The organism is Micromonospora sp. WMMC250, from assembly GCF_027460215.1.
In the GTDB taxonomy this organism is placed as follows: Bacteria; Actinomycetota; Actinomycetes; order Mycobacteriales; family Micromonosporaceae; genus Micromonospora; species Micromonospora taraxaci.
Map to the genome: position 1 here is coordinate 5,584,676 of NZ_JAPZBJ010000002.1, position 19,935 is coordinate 5,604,610.

A 19,935-nucleotide genomic window follows, 5' to 3' on the forward strand; every position below is an offset into this window, starting at 1 on the left:
TCCACCGGTCGCACCCGGAGAAACGCGGCGGACCGGGCACGGGTTACGGGCCAGGCGGGGCGGAAATTACACAAAGTGATGGTTGTCACCGGACTGCACCGGCTCTGAGCTGGGCAGACGTTGATCGACATCCATCGGTTTCTCGAAACAATCTACGGTTGGAAGCCGTCCGGGAGGAGTCGGGCCAGGGCGCGAACAGCCCGGTACTGGAGGGCCTTGATGGCGCCTTCGTTCTTGCCCATGGCGCGGGCCGTCTCGGCGACGGAGAAGCCCTGGAGGAAGCGGAGAACGATGCACTCCTGCTGCTCCGGGTTGAGTTGCTTCACGGCGGTGAGCAGCGCGACGTTGGTGATGTGCTCCACCACCGCGGCCTCCGGGCTGCCCTCGGGGCCCCGGTCCTCCCGGTCGGCGTCGAGCACGTCGCCGGTGGTGACCTCCAGCCGGTACCGACCCGACTTGAAGTGGTCCGCCACCAGGTTGCGGGCGATCGTCACCAGCCAGGCCCCGAGGTCTCGGCCCTGCCAGGTGAAGCTGCCGATCCGCTTGAGCGCGCGTAAGAAGGTGTCCGAGGTGAGGTCCTCGGCGAGTTGCCGGTTGCCGACCCGGAAGTAGACGAACCGGAAGACGGTGTCCACGTACCGGTCGTAGATCAGGCCGAACGCCTCGGAGTCGCCGGCCTGGGCCCGCTCGATCAGCGTCCAGACCTCGGTGGCCGGGTCGGACGGATCCGGGCGGCTCGGGAACCCGGTCGGGGTGGTCGCGGGTTCGGCCGGCACCGCCGGAATCACCGCCGTCTCCGCCGGCACCGCCGGAATCACCGCGGTCTCGCCCGCCGCCGGATCGGTGGTCACCGTCGGCGTGTCGCTGCCCCGTCGGCCCTGCGCGGGCAACGGCCGGGGGGGTACGCCGACCCGACCCCCGGGCGTCTTCGTGTTGCCGCCGGGCACCGACGGGCGCGGTGTGGGTTCGTTCGGGTGTGGCCGACTGCGGATCCGGTGCGCCGCGCCGTCGCCCCGCACGGCGGTGCCGTGTGGATCGTCCAGCGGGGAACGGGCCGTGGGCCGCTCGTTGACGTGGGAGCGAGCCGGCTGACCGGTCAGGCCGAGCGGGCGGTCCGCGTAACCGAAGGTGGTCACCGTGCTGCCCCCGCCCCGTTGGTCGTCGGACGGGTCGGTCTGTGGGTCGTCGGGACGGGCCGACCGGGCTCCCGGTCGGGCAGAACGGTCGCGGGGGTTGCCGACGGGCGGCAATTCCCCTGGAGGTGCTGGTCCAATGCGCTCACAGGCACGGGGGCCTCCTCGGGCTGAGGGGTGTCGACTCACGGCAAATGGGGTGACCCGACCCGAGTGATGATAGGGCCAACGTCACCCGCGCGTGGCAAGTCCGTTACACAAGGCGGAAGTATTTCCCGCTCCGTCGCACCAATGCCGGACCGGTTGTCCGTCGTGTGCGTTTGACTTTCCGTTCACACGCTGTTCCACGATGGATCACCTGATCGGAGGGCATGTCGGACGTTCGGCCGGCCCACCCCGCCGGGCAGTCGCACCGGCGCGCCGAAGCGCTTGTGGACGCCGCCGCCCGTCCCATCGGCAGGACCCGATCGAACCGCCGGTGGCACACCAGGCAGTCCCGTGAATGGGACTCTCATCGGGGTCGCCGTCCGAGCGCCCGGCCGTCCGTCGGGCGTGGCCTGTCGTCGCCCGCTGTGCCAGACTCGATCACCGTGCAGGACGCCTCGGTACACCCCGCGCCGAACCTCGCCGACCGGGTCCGCCGGGCGGCTCACGACAGCGGCGACCGGGCCGCGCTGCACTGGCGCGACCAGACGCTCAGCTGGTCCGACCTGGACGCCGCCGTGGACGCCGCCGCGCGTGGCCTGTCCGCCGCCGCCCCGCACACCGACCCCGGCGGTACGCCGCCACGCGTCGCGATCGCGCTGCCCAACACCATCGACTTCGTGGTCACCTGGCTCGGCGCCCTGCGCGCGGGACTGGTCGCCGTGCCGGTCAACCCCGGCTTCACCGCACCGGAACTGCGGCACGTGTTGTCCGACTCCGGCGCGTCGGTGCTCGTCGCCACCGACCGGGTCCGAAACCTCGTCGCCGACCTGACCGCCGAGCTGCCCGCGCTCGTCGCCGTGCACGGCACGCCGCCGACAGCCGACCCGCCCGGCCCGGACCGCCCGCGCCGCGGCGGCACTGACCTGGCGGTACTGCTCTACACCTCCGGCACCGAGGGGCGACCCAAGGGCGCGATGCTCTCGCACCGGGCGCTGCTCGCCAACCTCCAGCAGGTCGACGGGATCGATCCGCCGGTGGTCGGGCCGACGGACACCGTGCTGCTCGCGTTGCCGCTGTTCCACGCGTACGGGCTCAACTCGGGGCTCGGCGCGGTCATCGACAACGGAGCGACCGGAGTGCTGCTCGACGAGCTGGGCCCAACCGCAGGGCTGGACGACATCGCCCGGCACCGGGTCACCGTGCTGGTCGGCGTACCGTCGATGTTTCTGACCTGGGCCGATGCCCCCACGGCCCGCGCGGCGACCGCGTCGGTGCGTCTGGCGGTCTGTGGCGCGGCGCCGCTGGAACCCCCGGTCGCGGCGCGCTTCACCGAGGCCACCGGGCATCAGGTGCACATCGGGTACGGCCTCACCGAGACCGCCCCGGTGCTGACCTCCACCCTGGTGGGTGGTGTGGCCAAGGCCGGCTCGATCGGCCGCCCCCTGCCCGGGGTGGGGTTACGCCTGGTCGGCGCCGACGGGGTGGACCTCTGGCGCGACGGGGTCGCCGTCGGAGACGACGACCCGGACGAGCTGGACATCTCCGATGTGACGCCGGGCACCGACCCCGGGCAGATCGTCGTGCGCGGCCCCAACCTCTTCGACGGCTACTGGCCCGACGGTCGGGGTGGGCCGGACGCCGACGGCTGGTGGGGCACCGGGGACGTCGCCTACGCCGACGAGGACGGTGACCTCTTCCTGGTCGACCGGCTCGGCGAGCTGATCCTGGTCAACGGGTTCAACGTCTATCCGCACGAGGTCGAGTTGGTGCTGGCCGGGCACCCCGGGGTGGCCGAGTCGGCGGTACTGGGTGTGCCGCACCCGCGGACCGGCGAGACTGTGCGGGCGTACGTGGTGCCGAAGCCGGGGCGACCGGTGACCAGCGACGACCTGCTCGCCCACTGCGCACGGAACCTCGCCCGGTTCAAGTGCCCGACCGCCGTCGAGATCGTCGACGCCCTGCCCCACTCGGCGATCGGCAAGGTACGCAAGACTGATCTCCGGTCGGCGGCCCCGGCCGGCCGGCCCGCACCCGCCGACACCCGCACGGAGGTAACCGATGGCCACTGACGCCCGGCTCGCCCTGATCACCCGACCCGGCTGCCACCTGTGCGACGACGCCAAGGCGGCGCTCGACCGGGTGGTGGCGGTCACCGGCGACAAGTGGGTCGAGTGGGACGTCACCGGTGACGAGGGCCTGGAACGGGAGTACGGGGACCGGCTGCCGGTGGTGATGCTGGACGGCAAGGAGCACGGTTACTGGCGGGTCGAGGAGGACCGGCTGCTGCGGGACCTGACGACGCCGCAGCTCTGACACGGGACCTAGGGTGCTCTGATGACCACTGCGCACCCGCACCTCGTCTGGGACTGGAACGGCACCCTGCTCAACGACCTCAGCCTGGTGGTGTCCGCCACCAACGTCGTGTTCGCCAGCCTCGGCGGGCCGACGGTCACCCCCGACGAGCACCGGGTGCGGTTCCGCCGGCCGATCGCCGAGTACTACGCCGAGGTGCTCGGGCAGGCCGTGGACGCCGACGAGTTCGGCCGACTGGACCGGATCTTCCACGACGCGTACCGCACCGGGTTGACGACCTGTGAGCTGGCCGCCGACGCGCGCACCGCGATGGCCGCGTGGCCCGGCAGCCAGAGCCTGCTCTCCATGTGGTTCCACGAGGAGCTGGTGCCGGCCGTGCACACGTACGGGTTGACCGGCCACTTCACCCGGGTCGACGGCCTGCGGGCCACTGTCGGCGGCGACCGGAAGGCCGAGTCCCTCAAACTGCACCTGGCCGAGCTGGGCGTGGACGGCACCTCGGTGGTGCTGATCGGTGACTCCATCGACGACGCGGACGCGGCGACCGCGGTGGGCGGCCGGGCCGTCCTCTACACCGGCGGGTTCACCGACCCGGCCCGGCTGCGCGCCTCCGGTCACCCGGTGGCCGACACCCTCACCGACGCGGTCACCCTGGCCCGGCAGGTCAGTTCCGCAGATAGGTGAGGACGGCCAGCACCCGACGGTGCTGCTCGGTGTCCGGCGGCAGGGTGAGCTTGGTGAAGATGTTGCGCACGTGCTTCTCCACCGCCCCGTCGCTGACCACCAGGGCACGCGCGATGGCGGTGTTCGAGCGCCCCTCGGCCATCAGGGCGAGCACCTCGCGTTCGCGGGGGGTCAGCTCGCGCAGCGGGTCGTCCCGGCGACGTCGGGCGAAGAGCTGACCCACCACCTCCGGGTCGAGCACCGTGCCGCCGGCCGCCACCCTGCGCAACGCGTCCAGGAACTCGTCGATCGCGGCGACCCGGTCCTTGAGCAGGTAACCGATCCCACCACCGGAGCCGCCGGTGGTGGCGAGCAGATCATCGGCGTACGAGACCTCGACGTACTGGGAGAGCACCAGGATCGGGGTACGCGGCACCAGCCGGCGGGCCTCCACCGCCGCCCGCAGCCCCTCGTCGGTGTGTGACGGCGGCATCCGGACGTCGACGATCGACACGTCCGGCTGATGCTCCACCACCGCCTCGACCAGCGCGTCGCCGTCCCCGACGGCGGCCACCACCTGGTGTCCGCTCTCGGTCAGCAGCCGGACCAGCCCTTCGCGGAGCAGGACGGCGTCGTCGGCGATCACGATGCGCATGGCTGTGTTGTCTACCACGTCGGGGCTGCCTTTCGGTGGTTCACAGCGGCAGGTCGGCGCGGACCTCGGTGGGCCCGCCCGTCGGGCTGACCACGGTCAGCTCACCGCCGGCCGCCCGTACCCGGTCGGCGATCCCGGTCAGACCGTGACCCTTGGCGAGGTGTGCGCCGCCCTGCCCGTCGTCGCCGACCCGCACCTGGAGGTGGGCACCGTGGCGGGCGACGGCCACCGTGGCCTCGGTGGCCCGGGCGTGCTTGGCGACGTTCGTCAGCGCCTCGGCCACCACGAAGTAGGCGGTGTTCTCCACCGCCGGGTCGAGCCGACCGGCCGGGGTGCCGAGCTGCGGATCCACCTGTAGCTCGATCGGGATCAGCCCGCGGGCGGCGATCGCGGCGAGGGCGCTGGGCAGGCCCCTGTCGACCAGGATCGGTGGGGCGATGCCCCGGGACAGCGCCCGCAGCTCGGCCAGCGTGTCCCGGGTCTGGGTGACCGCCTCGTCGATGGTCCGGCCGGCCGCCTCCGGGTCGGAGTTGAGCTGCATCCGGGCGCGGCTGAGGTCCATCGCCAGCCGGACCAGTCGCTGCTGGGGGCCGTCGTGGATGTCGCGTTCCAACCGGCGCAGCGCGGACGCCTCGGCGGACACGGCGGCCCGCTTCTGCTCCTCCAGCACCGTGATCCGGTCCCGCATCTCGGCCACCCCGGTCAGCATGGCCTTGGCCAAGCTGGCCTGGAGCAGCGCGCAGCCCCGGACCACGATCGGCAGGGTGATCAGGAAGAACACCCCGACCGCCGTGTTCAGGCCGATCCGGGCGGTGGTCGAGTCGCCCAGGCCGAGCAGTTGGGCCAGGTTCTGGTCGCCCTCGCCGGACGGCTTGGGAATGGCCCAGTCGTAGGCCCAGTAGAGCGCCCCGGCGATCGAGATGCCCCACCAGACCACGGTCACCACGAAGGTGCCGATCGCCACGATCAGCCGGAGGATGCCGTGTGCCAGGTCGAGCCAGGACTGGGCGTCCCGGATCGGCACGAAGATTCGGCGCCACACGTTGGCACCCGGCTCTGGCAGCCGGTAGCGCGGTCGGACCCGGGGTTGCCGGAGCACCGCGGCCATCCGCAGCCGCTCGATGTCGGCCAGGCCACGGGCGGCGTAGAGGGTGCCGCTGAGGATCGGGATGCCGATCACGGTGACGACCAGGCCGACGCTCACCGAGAGGCCGACGACGAGAACGACGAAGCTGGCCAGCCCCAGGGGTAGGCCGAGCAGCACGTAGCCGGAGTCGACGAGGAGTTGGCGGGGGATGCTCGGTGCCAGCGGCGGCCGGGCGCTGGTGGCGGCAACGGTGGTCATGCCAAAAGGCTAGGCAGCGGGGCACGCCGCCCCCATCCCGAAACCCCGCCTCTCCGTCGTAGTGCTGCCCCTACCCCCGCGGAGGGGCCCGGATCCGGGCCGGCGCGGGATTGGTCAGAGAAGTCGGGATTGAGCAATAATCGCCCGGGCGGCGCGCGGGCAGACCCGTCGGATCGATCTTGCGGAATGGAGGTGCTGGTGAGGTTGCGTGACGCAGCGGCAAGATCGCGATTTGTGCACGTCTTCACAAGCGCCTACGCTGTGACTCCGACGCGCCCTGCTAGCACAGCCGGCAACCTCGGTCGCCAGCGGGAGTCCATAAGCGGCCGACCAGCGGAGTTGGCCGAGGATCGCACCGCACGGAGTCTCATGAGTCAGCACCGTCACCCAGGCGCGCCCGGCCGCGCCGGTGCCGTACCAGCGCTCCCGGACCTGCCCGAGGCGACCGTCGCTCGGCTCCCGGAATACCTGCGCGCGCTGCACAACCTCGCTGACAGCGGGCACGAGACGGTCTCCAGCGAGGGCCTCTCTTCCGCCGCCGGGGTCAACTCCGCGAAGCTCCGCAAGGACCTCTCACACCTCGGCTCGTACGGCACCAGGGGAGTCGGCTACGACGTCGCGCTCCTGATCGAGCAGATCGAGTATGTGCTCGGGCTCACCCAACGACGGGCTGTCGCCCTGGTCGGCGTGGGTAATCTCGGTCACGCCCTGGCCGGCTACGACGGCTTCGCCAGCCGAGGCTTCCGGATCGCCGCACTGCTCGACGCCGATCCCTCCCGCGTTGGCGAGGTGATCAACGGCCTGGTCGTCCGGCATGTCGACGACCTACCCACCGTCGCCGCGGAGGAATCCCTCGCGATCGGCGTGATCGCCACCCCGGCCGCCGCCGCCCAGCAGGTCGCAGACCTTCTGGTCGCCGTCGGCGTGACGAGCATCCTCAACTTCGCGCCGTGCGTACTCTCGGTTCCGGAGGGGGTCGACGTGCGCAAGGTCGACCTCGCCATCGAGCTGCAGATTCTGTCCTTCCACGAGCACCGCAAGGCATCGCTGACCGCGCTGCCCGCCGCCGGCGGGTCCGCTCTCACCGCCCTGCCGGGCGGGTTCGCGGCCCCCGACACCCAGGAGGCGATCGGCACGTGAAACTGCTCGTCGTCGGCGCGTCCTACCGGACCGCCCCGGTCGCCACGCTGGAGCAGCTGGCCGTGCCCCCCGCCGACCTGACCCGCACCCTGGACCGCCTGATCGCCCAGCCGTACGTCTCCGAGGCGGTGATCGTCTCCACCTGCAACCGGGTGGAGGTGTACGCCGCCGTGTCCGGTTTCCACGGCGGGCTCGGCGACGTCTGTGCCGTCCTGGCCGAGCAGGCCGGCAGCCCACCGGCGGCGCTCGCCAGCCACCTGTACGTGCACTACGACACCGCCGCCGTGGACCACGTCTTCCGGGTCGCCACCGGCCTGGACTCGATGGTCGTCGGCGAGGCGCAGATCCTCGGGCAGTTGCGCGACGCGTACCACTGGGCCACCGGCGCCGACTCGGCCGGCCGGCTGCTGCACGAGCTGATGCAGCAGGCCCTGCGGGTCGGCAAGCGGGCCCACGCCGAGACCGGCATCGACCGGGCCGGCCAGAGCGTCGTCACCGCCGCGCTGGAGTTGGCCGCCGGGCACCTCGACGGCGACCTCGTCGGCCGCCCGGCCCTGGTCGTCGGCGCCGGCGCGATGGGCTCGCTCGGAGTGGCCACGCTGTCCCGACTGGGAGCCGGCCCGCTCACCGTCAGCAACCGGGGCGCCGAGCGGGCCGTCCGGCTCGCCGAGTCGTACGGGGCGAGTGCCGCGCCGATGACCGAACTGGCCGACACCCTCTCCACAGTGGACATCGTAGTGGCCGCCACCGCGTCCACCGAACCGGTCCTCACCCGTACGTTGGTCAGCGCCGCGCTGGCCGAACGGGACCCGGCCCGAGGTCCGCTGGTCCTGCTCGACCTGGCCGTACCGCGCGACGTCGAAGAGGGCGTCGCCGAGCTGCCCGGCGTCGAGGTGATCGACATCGACCGGATGGCGGCGCTGCTCGCCGACGGTCCGGCCGCTGCCGACGCCGCCGCCGTCGAACGGATCGTGCTGAGCGAGGTGGAGGGCTTCCTCACCTGGCTGCGCGGTGCCGACGTGGCACCCACAGTGGCCGCGCTGCGTGGTCGCGCCGACGACGTCGTCACCGCCGAGCTGCGCCGGCTCGCCCAGCGTCGCCCCGACCTCGGCGACGACCTGCGAGCCGAGGTGGCCCGCACGGTGCACCGGGTCGTGCAGCGGCTGCTGCACCAACCCACCGTCAAGGTCCGGCAGTTGGCTGCCGAGCCCGGCGGCGACCAGTACGCGGCCCTGCTGCGCGAACTGTTCGACCTCGAGGTCCCGCAGACCTCGCCGGTGGACACCGTTCCGGACGTGCTCACGCCCGACCTCGGCCTGCCGTTGCCCGGCACCGACCCGATGCCCCGGGTCGACACCGCCGAGCCGACCCCGCCCACCGGAGGTGCGCGATGACCGCCCCCCTGCGCCTCGGCACCCGGGGCAGCGCCCTGGCGATGGCCCAGTCGGGCCAGATCGCCGAAGCGTTGACCGCCGCCACCGGCCGCCCCGTCGAACTGGTCGAGGTCGTCACGGCGGGCGACCGCTCCACCGCGCCGGTGCACCGGCTCGGCGTCGGGGTGTTCGTCTCCGCGCTGCGCGACGCCCTGGTCGCCAGGACGATCGACTTCGCTGTGCACTCCTACAAGGATCTGCCCACGGCTGCCGACGGCGGGCTGCACATCGCGGCGGTGCCGGCCCGGCAGGACCCGCGTGACGCGCTGGTCGCCCGCGGCGGTCGGACGCTCGCCGAGCTGCCGGCCGGGGCCACCGTCGGCACCGGCGCGCTGCGTCGGATCGCCCAGTTGCACGCCCTCGGCCTGCAACTGGAGGTCACCCCGATCCGCGGCAACGTGGACACCCGACTGGCGCGGGTGCTCGGCCCCGACGCCGACCTCGACGCTGTCGTCCTGGCCCGGGCCGGGCTGGCCCGACTCGGCCGGCTCGACGTGATCACCGAATCGCTGGACCCGATGCTCATGCTGCCCGCCCCCGCCCAGGGGGCGCTCGCCGTGGAGTGCCGGGCCGACGACCAGGACCTGGTCGAGCTGCTCGCGGTGCTCGACCACGCACCGTCGCGTGCCGCGGTCACCGCGGAACGCGCGTTTCTGGCAACCCTGGAGGCCGGGTGCAGCGCACCCGTCGCCGCCTATGCCGAGCTCGCCGAAGGCGAGACCGGCGATGAGATCTACCTGCGCGGGGCGGTGATCAGCCCGGACGGCACTCGTGACCTCCGGCTGTCCCGCACCGGAACGCCCGCCGACGCGGCGGAGATCGGTAAGGCACTCGCCGCCGAACTCCTCGACCTCGGCGCCGACTCGATCCTCGGCCACGAAGGACACACCGGCCCGGGGACCCAGCAATTTGGGAGCACAGAATGACCCGCACCCGTAAGCCCGTCGGCCGTATCGCGTTCGTCGGGGCTGGCCCCGGTGACCCGGGCCTGCTGACCCGCCGGGCGCACGACGCCCTGGTCGACGCCGACCAGGTGATCTACGACCGGGGTGTCCCGGAGTCGTTGCTCGCCGTCGTACGCGCCGAAGCCAGGGACGACGCCGAGTTCACCCCCGCCGAAGGCGCGCCGGGGGACGTGGCGAAGGTGCTGATCTCCGCGGCCCGTTCCGGGTTGAACGCGGTGCACCTGGTCGCTGGTGACCCGTTCGGCCACGACTCGGTGGTCAAGGAGGTGCAGGCGGTGGCCCGCACCGCCGCCCACTTCGAGGTGGTGCCCGGCGTCGGCCAGGCCGAGGGTGTGGCCACCTACGCCGGTGTTCCCCTGCCGGGTGTGCGTACGGCTGCCGACGTCGAGGACGTCAGCGCACTGGACTTCGAGGCGCTCGCCACTGCCGTCGGCCGGGGTTCCCTCGCGCTCGCCGTGGACGCCGGTGACCTCGCCGCCGTCCGGGACGGGCTGCTCGCCGCCGGGGTCGACGGCACCACCGGTGTCGGCGTGACCGGCGACGGCACCGGCGAGACCCAGTACACGACCACGTCGACAGTCGACAGCTTCGTGGCCGCCGCGCTCGGCTTCACCGGCCGGGTGGTGCTCACCGTCGGTGTCGGCGTGGGCCAGCGCGACAAGCTGAGCTGGTGGGAGAACCGCCCGCTGTACGGCTGGAAGGTGCTCGTACCCCGCACCAAGGAGCAGGCCGGTGCGATGAGCGCCCGACTGCGCGCGTACGGGGCGATCCCGTGCGAGGTGCCGACCATCGCCGTCGAGCCGCCGCGTACTCCAGCGCAGATGGAGCGGGCCGTCAAGGGCCTGGTCGACGGCCGGTACGCCTGGGTGATCTTCACGTCGGTCAACGCGGTCCGCGCGGTCTGGGAGAAGTTCGCCGAGCACGGCCTGGACGCCCGGCACTTCGGTGGCGTCAAGATCGCCTGCATCGGTGAGGCCACGGCGGACGCGGTCCGCGCGTTCGGCATCCAGCCGGAGCTGATCCCCGCCGGGGAGCAGTCCTCCGAGGGGCTGCTGGCCGAGTTCTCCCCGCACGACGAGATCCTCGACCCGGTGGGCCGCGTGCTGCTGCCGCGCGCCGACATCGCCACCGAGACGCTCGCCGCCGGGCTCACCGAGCGCGGTTGGGAGGTCGACGACGTGACCGCGTACCGGACGGTACGGGCCGCGCCGCCGCCCGCCGAGATCCGTGACGCGATCAAGTCGGGCGGGTTCGACGCGGTGCTCTTCACCTCGTCCTCCACCGTGCGCAACCTGGTCGGCATCGCCGGGAAGCCGCACGCCCGCACCGTTGTTGCCGTCATCGGGCCCAAGACGGCGGAGACCGCGACGGAGTTCGGCCTCCGGGTCGACGTCCAGCCGCCGCACGCCTCGGTGCCCGACCTGGTGGAGGCGCTCGCCGCCTACGCCGTCGAGTTGCGCGAGAAGCTGGCCGCCATGCCGGCCAAGCAGCGCCGCGGCTCAAAGGTGCAGGGCCCGACCGCTCTGCGCTTCCGGTAGTCGTTCGAGGAGGCCCTTCCATGTCGTACCCCGAGATCCGGCCCCGCCGGCTGCGCCGCACCCCGGCGATCCGCCGGTTGGTCTCCGAGACCCGGGTCGACCCGGCCGAGCTGATCGTGCCGATGTTCGTCAAGGAAGGGCTGAGCGAGCCCCGGGCAATCGGGTCGCTCCCGGGAGTGCTCCAGCACTCCCGGGACTCGCTGCGCAAGGCGGCGGTCGAGGCCGTCCAGGCCGGTGTCGGCGGGATCATGCTCTTCGGCGTGCCGGAGCAGCGGGACCCGACCGGCTCCGGTGGCATCGACCCGAACGGCATCCTCAACGTCGCGATCCGCGACGTGGTGGCCGAGGTGGGTGACGCCACCGTGGTGATGAGTGACCTGTGCCTGGACGAGTTCACCTCGCACGGGCACTGCGGGCTGCTCACCCCCGACGGCGAGGTCGACAACGACTCGACCCTCGCCGCGTACGCCGAGATGGCGGTGGCCCAGGCCGCCGCCGGGGTCGGCATGGTCGGGCCGTCCGGGATGATGGACGGCCAGGTCGGCGTGGTCCGCCGGGCCCTCGACGCCGCCGGGCACCAGGATGTGGCGGTGCTGGCGTACGCCGTCAAGTACGCTTCGGCGTTCTACGGCCCGTTCCGCGACGCGGTGGAGTCGGCGCTGGAGGGCGACCGGCGCACCTACCAGCAGGACCCGGCCAACCTGCGGGAGTCGCTGCGCGAGGTCGCGCTCGACGTCGCCGAGGGTGCCGACCTGGTGATGGTCAAGCCGGCACTGCCGTACCTCGACGTGGTGTCGGCGGTGCGGGCCGCCGTGGACGTCCCGGTCGCCGCCTACCAGGTCTCCGGTGAGTACGCGATGGTCGAGGCCGCCGCCGCGAACGGCTGGATCGACCGGGAGCGGGTGATGCTGGAGACGCTCACCTCGATCAAGCGGGCTGGCGCGCAGGTCATCCTCACCTACTGGGCCGTCGAAGCCGCCCAGCTGCTGCGCGAGCGCTACTGACCCGGGGCCCACTGACCGGGACCTACCGACCCGGTGCCTTCCGACCCGGTGCCTACCAAGCCCTGGGCCGACTGACTCGGGGCCTGCCTGCCCCTGCTGGTTACGCCGCCCCGCAGCGCGCAGGACCGCGCGGCCTCGCGCACGCCCTGCCGCGTCCTGACCGCGTCGTGGCCGGGGCTCGCAGGCGGCAGCGGCGGTAGGTCCTGCCGAACCGGGCTTGATCCACTCGGGTTCCCCGATCTGGCGGTATCCCCGCCCTCGGATACCGCGTTTTCGGCGAACCCGAGTGGATCAAGGCGCGATGGGCGAAGCAGGCGTAGCCCGAACGGCCAACTGACGACCGATTTGCCACACCGGCTCGTGGCGCGCAGGTCGCGCCCGCCCGCCGGCTTGCCCGCTTGCGCAGCGTAACCATCTACCCAGCACCCAACACCCTCCTCCCATCCTTTGCTTTGCACCCACGACGGCGACGCCTACAGTCCGTCACTGGTGCATATCGAACTGCAGAGCAAAGGGGGCGGTGGGGGTGTTGGGTGGCTGGCCGGCGGGACCCGAGTCTCCCTGGTCGAGCGAGGGGTGGGCACGTTCAGATGTTCCGACCCGGCCGATTAGCGCGAAATCCCTTCACTCCGCGTGACGGCGACACATGCCAGCGCTCAAACACGGACAGTCACCTGCCAGCCGTGGGAGTTATCCACAGGCCAGCTCGTTGTCCACAGCTGAGGCGTTCGGGATTGCGGCCAGCCGCACCAGGCGGGACGGTGACGACGTGAGTGATTCCCCAGCCGAGCCGGTCCTGATCACCGAACCGTCCGCCGCGCCCTGGCCGGCCGCCGGCATCGTCCGAGCGGTCCGGCGCCGCGCCGATCTGAGCCAACGCGAGCTGGCCCGGTGGGCGGGTGTGCACCACGCCACCATCGGCAGGATCGAGGCCGGCCGCATGGTGCCGAGCATCGTCCTGCTCCGGCGCATCATCGGGGTGGTGGGCTGCCGGCTGACCGTGGTTGACGAGTTCGGCCGGGTGCTGAAACCGATGCGCGACTGGCAGGACACTCTCAACGGCGCGGAGCGTCGCTACCCATCGCACCTGGACACCATCCTCGACCCCGAGCCGGGCGAGTGGTGGGCGGACGTCTACGGGCTCGCCCGTCCACCGGAGACGTTCTACCGCAATCGGGAGGTCCGGGACGCGATGCGTCGGCGCAGCCAATGGGAGGTTCGCGTGGCCCAGAACCGGCACCTGCCCCGGCCGCCCTGGCCTCCGCGTGGGCTGGTGTGAGCCCGGCACGAGAGAGGCCCGCCGACCCGGTACGGGTCGACGGGCCTCGCCGAATCGCTCGACGTCAGTCGTCGTTGGTGATCGTGCCGACCGCGAGCGGATCGACCAGCCGGAGACCGGGTACGCCGGCCACCAGCAACGTCAACTTCTCGTCCGACTCCCGCTTGCGGTCACCGCGTACCGACACCGGGAACACCACCGACGTCTGCCCTGCCGCCAACACCTTGCATCCGGCGTACGCGTCGAAGTCCGTGCCGACCTGCGCGGTGACGCCGACGGTGGCGGCGCAGAGCAGCACCGGCTGGGACAGCGGCCGGGACACAGTGGCGGTGAAGGTGAGCTGCCGGGTGCCCTGGTTGCCCTCTACCACCGCCGTGTCGGCGACGGTCAGCGACGCCCGCGAGCGGAACCGGGCCACCTGCGGGTCGTGGTCGCTGGAACCCCGCGACCCGTCGCCGGTGAACTCCGCCGGCCAGTCGGCGTTGACGTGTGCCGCCCGCACCTGCACCAGGTCGTCGTGGAGCGCGTCGTTGACGAACAGGTGGTCGAGCGTCTGCGCCTGCCCCTCGAAGCTGTACGAGTAGGCCGACGACGGCACCTCCGCGACCAGGGTGTCCCACAGGTTGTGCAGGCCGGCCTCGTACAGCGGGGCGAGCTGGTCCGACGGCGTGGGCTGATCGCCGGTCGAGATGGGATCGTCGGGGCGGGGGAAGACGTTCAGGTCCCCGCCGTAGACCACCCGGGCCGTCTGGTCGGCCGCCTCGATCGCGGTGACGATCGCCGCGCCGTAGCGAGCCTGCTCCCGCCGCTGCCCGACCCGACTGTCCGGACCGGACGAGTAGTGGTTGCTGAGCGCGTACAGGGTGAACCGCTCCGACGAGCCGGGCGCGGCGGCCACCGTGAACTTGCCCAGCTGAGGAGCACGGGTGAAGACGTTGTTCCCGTCCTTCCCGGTGGAGGTGTCCACGTCCGACGGCAGCACCGCGTTGAGGGCCTTCGGGTTCTGCACATCGGCGTTGGTCGGCAACCCCGCCGAGCGGTACTGCACGGTCGGTGCCGAGCCCAGCAGCGGGTCGTTCGCCGTCGCGGCGGCCAGCGACAACCGGTCCGTGCGGTAGAGGAAGGCGGCGGTGATGCCGCGGGCGTCCGCGCCGGTCCGGTCATAGGCGGCGGCGTACGCCGGCCCGCCAGCGGCCGCGACGGTGAGCGCCAACTCCTGGATGCTGTCCGGCGCACCGTCCGCGTCGTTGGTGTCGCCGCAGCTCAGCGCAGTGCCGGAGACCGTGCAGATGTCCTGGTCCTCGGCTTCCTGCACCAGGATCAGGTCCGGGGCGTGCAGGTCCTTGACGATCTGGTCGGCGAGCGCGGCCAGCTGCTGCCGGTACTCCGCCTCGCTGCCCGGCACGTAGTCGAACGGTGGGCTGACCCCGGTGCAGCCGGCGTTGCCCGCGAAGTCACAGCCGTCGAACGGATCGTCGCGGTAGTCGTACAGGTTCTCCACGTTGTAGGTGGCGACCGCCACCTCCTGCGACCGGTCGGCCGGCTTCGGCGGGTTGTTCTTCGACGGGTCGGCACCGGCGTCGAACTCGGCACTCTCGACCTGGACGCCGTACTTCTCGAACGAGTAGTAGACGCCGCCGACAGCGTCCGCCCGCAGCGTGTCGAAGGTGTGCGCCGGCGGGAGCAGCGCGGTGCTGTCCCCGGCGGTGGCCTTCACGCCCATGCTGCCGAGCAACGTCCGCTGGCCGTTGCCGTCGTCGAAGCGGCGGGTCGGGTCGTTGTCCAGCGGGTGCGAATCGCGGAAGACCCGCCTGGTGTACGGGTCGGCGCGGTCCAGCAGCGGGTCGTCCCGGTCGACCACCCACAGCTCGGCGTCGGCGGTGGACGAGAACACGTCCCGTCCGCTGACCGCGCCGCTGCCCGCGCGTACCCGCATCCGGGCGCCCTCGTGCCGCTCCCAGAAACGCTGAGCGTCGGCCAGCTCGACCGGTGGCACCGCGTCGGTGACCGCTACCGAGGTGTCCACGGCCAGGCCACCGGCGATCCGACGAACCAGGGAGGCACCGGAGAGCTGAGTGAAGTTGTAGTACTCCGACACCCGGGCCCGCAGCACGACCTCATCCCCGACGGTCGGCACGTAGCCGCCGATCAGCGAGGTGAACGCGCCCATGAACACGAAGATGCCGTCGGAACTGGTCGGATCCCCGTCGGTGTCGCCGGTACGGCTCTGCAGGAAGAAGCCGTGCTGATCCGCCCCGGCCGAGGTGCGCGCCAGGGTCAACTGGGTGATCACACCGCGTACGTCGTACAGCGTGCTGCTCGTGCCGTTGCCGCTCGCCGGCGCGAGCGGCGACCTGTCGGTCGGACCGGCCTCGGCGTCGGTGGTCGGACCCTGCACCTCGCCGACGGTCAGCTCCCGGGTCACCTGCACGGCCAGCGCGCAGCTGGCGGTGCCACCGCCCGCGTCGGTGGCGGTCAGGGTGACGGTGTACGCCCCGGCGGCGAGGTCGGCGCTCGCGCTGACGGTGGCGCGGGCGGTGCCGCCCACACCCTCTGCGGGGGTGAACGCGGTACGGGTGATCGACCCGCTGGACGGGGTCGGGCTGACCGCCGTCACCGCCAGCTCGACGATCGTGTCGTCGGGGTCGGTGGCGGTGACCTCGCGGGTCGCGGCCGTGCCGGCCGCGGTGACCAGTGCGCTGCCGCAGGTCAGCGTGGCCGGCGCGTCGACCGGGCCCCCGCCGTCGACGGTGTGCGTGCCGAGGCCGTCGAAGGTGTCGACCGGGAAGCCGGCCCACTGCGTGGCGGGGTCGAACGCGTCCGACGGGTCGGTGTCACCGGCGGCGACGGTCGGCAGCCGACGCAGGGTGTTGTCCGCCGTGCTGGTCGTGCCGGCACCCCACTCGGTGCCCGGGTCGACGCCCACCTGACCGATCGAGTCGAGCACAGTGGTGCCCCGGCGCAGCACTATCGCGTCGTCACCGTTGAACAGGCTCGCCCCGGTGGTCTGGTCGGCCTGGGCGAGGATGGCGGCCCCGGCCGAGGCGCTGGCGAACACGAACGCGTCGCCGGCTGCCACGGTGCCGGTCAACGCGATGGTGGTGGCCGTGGTGGAGCCGTTGAAGTAGAGCTGCAACTGGTAGCCGCCGGCCGCCAGGTCGACGGCGGCACCCGTGCCGTTGAACAGCTCGATCGCCTTGTTGTTCGACGAACCCTCGACGTACTCCGAGATGAACAGGTCGGTGGGCGCGGCGCTGGCCGCGGTGGGTGCGACGCCGAGCGCCGTGACTGTCACGGCGGCGGTGGCGGTCGCGAGCGCGGCGAATGAGCGGCGCGGGCGCATAGGGCCTCCACGATGGGTGGATGGGGGTCAACGCACGTTAAGGTGCGCGACTGTCCACCGTCCATCCCCTAATGGACAGTTTCGTGAATTCCCTCAGTGCGGCGGGTCTAGGCGGTGCACCAGCTCAGCGACGTCGACGCTGTATTCGCACCAGTCCCGGTCGGACCGGTAACCCAACTCGGCGTTGACCTTCAGCATCGCCTCGTTGGCCTGCGCGTTCCAGGTCTGCACCTCGATCAGTTCCGGCTCGGCGGAGCGCAACTCCAACAGCATCCGAGCCTTGATCGCCCGGTCGATGCCGTAACCCCGGTGGTCCTGCGCGACGATCGTGTCGTACTGGTCGGCGCGGGTCGGGTGCTGCGCCGGGACGACCACCTCGGTCAGGCCGGCCACCTCGCCGCTCTGCTCGTGCCGGGCGAGCACGATGTACGGCTTCATACCCCGTCGGTGCAGGGTGTCGAGGCTGTCGCGCAGCCGCTCCGGGTCGTAGGAGCTGGGGCGCAGCTCAACCTCGTCGACGTCGCGCACCTCGGCCTTCGCCCGCGCGTACGCCTCGAGCAGGTCGTCCGGCGGCCCGCCGGGGAAGAACTCCACCTGGTAGCCCGCGCCGATGCCGGTGGCCATCTCGGCCAGCTCGGCCCAGTCGACAGCTGTCAGGTCGAGCACGCTGCGGGTCTCCACGTACTCCCGGGTGAAGCCGAGCGACTCGTAGAACGCCACCGCTGGCGTGTCGCCGACGACCTCCACCCCGATCGACTGGAAGCCCTCCTGGTAGACCCGGCGGGCGGCAAGCAACACCAGGTCACGGCCCAGACCGCTGCGCCGCGCGGACGGGTGCACCAGCACCTCGAGCACACCGATGTCACCGAGGAGTAGCACATGCACCTGGCCGAGCACCGCGCCCGGGTCGCCCGGACCGGTCGGCTCAGCCTGGGCGATCCACGAGATCCGCCGCTCACCCGGCATTACCTCGGTGAGGTATTCCCGCAGCGAGGTCTCCCGCCACGGCGGGTCCTGCGGCAGATCGGCCGCCAGAACCGCGTTCAGCGTGCCCAGCAGCGACGCGATCTCGGCAGACGACGCGGTCCTGGGGTCCCACTCGCGCACCATCACCCGTCTAGCTTGCCGCTAACAGCTGCCCGGGGGAAGTGTCCAGTTCTCCAACGTATCGAGACGATCACTTCATCAGCGACTGGCCCGTCCGTACCGGTCCGCGGTGTTGTAGACGTCCTGGGCGTACCGCCGCACATCGTTGTAGGACAGGATCGCGTTCCACCAGTCGCTGGCGATGCTCAGGTTGCGCCCGCCCTTGCAGAGGTAGTTGCCTGCTGCCAGGGCGGCGTCGTCCAGGTCGTGCGGGTCCTTGACTCCGTCGTTGTCGGCGTCCGCGCCGATCTCTTTCCAGGTGGTCGGAATGAACTGCATCGGCCCGATCGCGCGGTCGAGAACCCGGTCGCCGTCGAGCTCCCCACGGTCGGTGTCGATGATCCGCATCCGGCCGCCCTGTCCGTCCAGCGGAAGGCCGATGATCTTCGGCAGGGCTTTGCCGTCCTGGCCCAACCGGGCACCGTTCGCCGAGCCGTGCCCCGATTCGACCTGGCCGATCGCGGCCAACGTGGTCCAGCTCAGCGCGCAGCTGCGGTTGGTCTGGGCGAGGACCAGCTCGGCGTAGCCGTACGCCTGCATGGCGACAGCCGGGACGCCCACCTTGGCGCCCACCTGCTGAGCCCAGCCGGCCAGGGCGTCGGACGGTCGACCTCCGATCACCGGCCCTACGGTCGGCTGCCCGGTCGGCAGTCCACCGCTGGGTAGCCCGCCGCCGGGGACCGAACCGGTCGGGAACGGTCCGGTCGGGAGGGGGCCGGTGGGAAGCGGTTCGATGGGGAGGCCGGGCGGCACAGCGGGCGGCGCGCCCTGCGTCGCCGTCGCGGTGGCGTCGGCCGCGACCGGGCGGGGTGCGCGAATCGTGGCCGGCACGAGCAGCGCACCCGCCGCGGCGGTGGCGGCCACCAGCGCCAGCAGGAACACCCCCGGCAGGGTGAGTCGGCCGCTCGGGCGGCGAGCCCAGGCACGGGTCGCGTAGGCGGCGGTCGTTGCCGCGCGGCGCGGCTCCAGCCGTACCGCGTGCGCGAAGGGCACCCGGCGTCGCCGGGCCCGGCCGGACGCGGGCACCACCGGCAGTTCGTCCACGGTGGTCTTCGCCGGGTCCTTGGCGGCGGCCAGCGTCTTGGGTTGCGCGTCGGTGCCCTCGGTCTCTGCGACGTCGGTGGCTTTGGCCCCGGTGGCGTCGGTGCCTTCCGCCTCTGCGGCCGTGACGTCGGTGGCTTTGGCCTCCGTGGTTGTCGGACCTGCGGCCTTCGGGTCTTCGATCTTCGGGTCCGCGACCGCTGTGGCCTCGGTCTTCGGGGCTTCGACCGGCGTGTTCCCGCTGTCGGTGGTCGAGTCGGGCGTGCCCGGGGTCGGCGTGCCGCCCGCGCCCGGACCGGAAGCAGCGTCGGCGGTCGGCGTGGCAGCTGGTGTGCGCGTTGCGCCCCCGGAACGTCCGCTCAGCCAGGGTCTGCGGGGGCGAGGCACCGCGGACACCGGATCAGGCGCCGCCCCCGAGCCCTCCAGTGGCTCGTCCAGAGGAGCGGCCGGTCGTAACCGTTGCACACGCGTGTCGTCCTCGCCGTCCACCACACGTCGAGTATCACCCATAGCCCGCCGAACGTCAGATCCACGTACCCTGGGTGCATGCCCCGGTACGAGTTCCGCTGCCGCGCCTGCGGCGACACCTTCGAGGTCAACCGTTCGATGGCGGCGGCCGGTGAGCCGGCGAACTGCCCGCACGGCCACACCGACACGGTCAAGCTGCTGTCCGCGATCGCGGTCACCGGCCGGGGTGGTGCCGCCGGTGGTGCCCCGGCACCCGCCGGTGGGGGTTGCTGCGGCGGCGCCTGCGGCTGCTGATCCGGCCGACTTTCTGCCGCATGGTGGG

The 19,935-nt window shown here is 72.2% G+C and carries 16 protein-coding genes; 10 read left to right on the plus strand and 6 right to left on the minus strand.

The features are described from left to right. Positions 1-152: 152 nt before the first annotated feature. A complete protein-coding gene (locus O3438_RS25260) occupies positions 153-1,136 on the minus strand; it encodes an ECF subfamily RNA polymerase sigma factor, BldN family (RefSeq protein WP_269682212.1) in 984 nt (327 codons plus the stop codon). A 587-nt stretch (positions 1,137-1,723) separates the two neighbouring features. On the opposite strand from O3438_RS25260, the gene O3438_RS25265 reads away from it, so the two are divergent. Genes O3438_RS25265 through O3438_RS25275 form a run of 3 tightly spaced genes read left to right on the plus strand, consistent with a single transcriptional unit; the run spans position 1,724 to position 4,277 of the window. Next, positions 1,724-3,349 (plus strand): AMP-binding protein, encoded by a 1,626-nt coding sequence (locus O3438_RS25265; RefSeq protein WP_269682213.1) that lies wholly within the window; start codon positions 1,724-1,726, stop codon positions 3,347-3,349. Then, positions 3,339-3,593, plus strand: a complete 255-nt coding sequence (locus O3438_RS25270) for a glutaredoxin family protein (protein ID WP_030329740.1) — start codon at positions 3,339-3,341, stop codon at positions 3,591-3,593. Before O3438_RS25265 ends, O3438_RS25270 begins: the two co-directional genes overlap by 11 nt. Before the next feature lie 21 nt (positions 3,594-3,614). Next, positions 3,615-4,277 carry an HAD family hydrolase gene (locus O3438_RS25275; RefSeq protein WP_269682214.1) on the plus strand — a complete coding sequence of 221 codons (663 nt, stop codon included), beginning with the start codon at positions 3,615-3,617 and terminating at the stop codon, positions 4,275-4,277. Here O3438_RS25275 and O3438_RS25280 read toward each other — a convergent pair. After that, positions 4,258-4,911: a response regulator gene (locus O3438_RS25280; protein WP_269682215.1), complete on the minus strand. Its 654-nt coding sequence runs from the start codon at positions 4,909-4,911 to the stop codon at positions 4,258-4,260. The two genes, O3438_RS25275 and O3438_RS25280, sit on opposite strands and share 20 nt — an antisense overlap. A 40-nt stretch (positions 4,912-4,951) precedes the next feature. After that, positions 4,952-6,256, minus strand: a complete 1,305-nt coding sequence (locus tag O3438_RS25285) for a sensor histidine kinase (RefSeq protein WP_269682216.1) — start codon at positions 6,254-6,256, stop codon at positions 4,952-4,954. A gap of 369 nt (positions 6,257-6,625) precedes the next feature. Between O3438_RS25285 and O3438_RS25290 the strand changes: the two genes are divergently transcribed. The 6 genes from O3438_RS25290 to O3438_RS25315 all read left to right on the plus strand — a co-directional run bounded on the left by O3438_RS25290 (position 6,626) and on the right by O3438_RS25315 (position 13,615). After that, on the plus strand, positions 6,626-7,396 hold the full coding sequence (locus tag O3438_RS25290; protein WP_269682217.1) for a redox-sensing transcriptional repressor Rex: 771 nt from the start codon (positions 6,626-6,628) through the stop codon (positions 7,394-7,396). Then, positions 7,393-8,790, plus strand: a complete 1,398-nt coding sequence (locus tag O3438_RS25295) for a glutamyl-tRNA reductase (protein WP_269682218.1) — start codon at positions 7,393-7,395, stop codon at positions 8,788-8,790. The genes O3438_RS25290 and O3438_RS25295 overlap by 4 nt, the downstream gene beginning before the upstream one ends. After that, on the plus strand, positions 8,787-9,755 hold the full coding sequence (gene hemC / locus O3438_RS25300) for a hydroxymethylbilane synthase (protein ID WP_269682219.1): 969 nt from the start codon (positions 8,787-8,789) through the stop codon (positions 9,753-9,755). Before O3438_RS25295 ends, hemC begins: the two co-directional genes overlap by 4 nt. Continuing rightward, entirely contained in the window at positions 9,752-11,332 is a 1,581-nt protein-coding gene (locus O3438_RS25305) for a uroporphyrinogen-III synthase (protein WP_124819086.1), read from the plus strand. The genes hemC and O3438_RS25305 overlap by 4 nt, the downstream gene beginning before the upstream one ends. A gap of 20 nt (positions 11,333-11,352) precedes the next feature. Then, the gene (gene hemB / locus O3438_RS25310; protein WP_269682220.1) at positions 11,353-12,336 is read left to right on the plus strand and encodes a porphobilinogen synthase; all 984 of its coding nucleotides are present in this window, start codon (positions 11,353-11,355) and stop codon (positions 12,334-12,336) included. 769 nt (positions 12,337-13,105) lie between these two features. Continuing rightward, on the plus strand, positions 13,106-13,615 hold the full coding sequence (locus tag O3438_RS25315) for a helix-turn-helix transcriptional regulator (protein ID WP_269682221.1): 510 nt from the start codon (positions 13,106-13,108) through the stop codon (positions 13,613-13,615). A 64-nt stretch (positions 13,616-13,679) separates the two neighbouring features. On the opposite strand, the gene O3438_RS25320 is transcribed toward O3438_RS25315, so the two are convergent. The 3 genes from O3438_RS25320 to O3438_RS25330 all read right to left on the minus strand — a co-directional run bounded on the left by O3438_RS25320 (position 13,680) and on the right by O3438_RS25330 (position 19,637). After that, entirely contained in the window at positions 13,680-16,958 is a 3,279-nt protein-coding gene (locus O3438_RS25320; RefSeq protein WP_269682222.1) for a lamin tail domain-containing protein, read from the minus strand. Positions 16,959-17,051: 93 nt separating this feature from the next. Further along, a complete protein-coding gene (locus tag O3438_RS25325; RefSeq protein WP_269683751.1) occupies positions 17,052-18,068 on the minus strand; it encodes a GNAT family N-acetyltransferase in 1,017 nt (338 codons plus the stop codon). A gap of 75 nt (positions 18,069-18,143) precedes the next feature. After that, positions 18,144-19,637, minus strand: coding sequence for a lytic murein transglycosylase (locus O3438_RS25330; RefSeq protein WP_442929658.1), 1,494 nt, complete (start codon positions 19,635-19,637; stop codon positions 18,144-18,146). A 54-nt stretch (positions 19,638-19,691) separates the two neighbouring features. Between O3438_RS25330 and O3438_RS25335 the strand changes: the two genes are divergently transcribed. After that, on the plus strand, positions 19,692-19,907 hold the full coding sequence (locus O3438_RS25335) for an FmdB family zinc ribbon protein (RefSeq protein WP_269682224.1): 216 nt from the start codon (positions 19,692-19,694) through the stop codon (positions 19,905-19,907). Positions 19,908-19,935: the final 28 nt, after the last annotated feature.

What these genes read in the sequence shown, in the direction of transcription:
- O3438_RS25270 (WP_030329740.1), top strand. Translation starts at nt 3,339, where the DNA reads ATGGCCACTGACGCCCGGCTCGCCCTGATCACCCGACCCGGCTGCCAC.
- O3438_RS25275 (WP_269682214.1), top strand. Translation starts at nt 3,615, where the DNA reads ATGACCACTGCGCACCCGCACCTCGTCTGGGACTGGAACGGCACCCTG.
- O3438_RS25280 (WP_269682215.1), bottom strand. Translation starts at nt 4,911, where the DNA reads ATGCGCATCGTGATCGCCGACGACGCCGTCCTGCTCCGCGAAGGGCTG.
- O3438_RS25285 (WP_269682216.1), bottom strand. Translation starts at nt 6,256, where the DNA reads ATGACCACCGTTGCCGCCACCAGCGCCCGGCCGCCGCTGGCACCGAGC.
- O3438_RS25290 (WP_269682217.1), top strand. Translation starts at nt 6,626, where the DNA reads ATGAGTCAGCACCGTCACCCAGGCGCGCCCGGCCGCGCCGGTGCCGTA.
- hemC (WP_269682219.1), top strand. Translation starts at nt 8,787, where the DNA reads ATGACCGCCCCCCTGCGCCTCGGCACCCGGGGCAGCGCCCTGGCGATG.
- O3438_RS25305 (WP_124819086.1), top strand. Translation starts at nt 9,752, where the DNA reads ATGACCCGCACCCGTAAGCCCGTCGGCCGTATCGCGTTCGTCGGGGCT.
- hemB (WP_269682220.1), top strand. Translation starts at nt 11,353, where the DNA reads ATGTCGTACCCCGAGATCCGGCCCCGCCGGCTGCGCCGCACCCCGGCG.
- O3438_RS25320 (WP_269682222.1), bottom strand. Translation starts at nt 16,958, where the DNA reads ATGCGCCCGCGCCGCTCATTCGCCGCGCTCGCGACCGCCACCGCCGCC.
- O3438_RS25325 (WP_269683751.1), bottom strand. Translation starts at nt 18,068, where the DNA reads ATGGTGCGCGAGTGGGACCCCAGGACCGCGTCGTCTGCCGAGATCGCG.
- O3438_RS25335 (WP_269682224.1), top strand. Translation starts at nt 19,692, where the DNA reads ATGCCCCGGTACGAGTTCCGCTGCCGCGCCTGCGGCGACACCTTCGAG.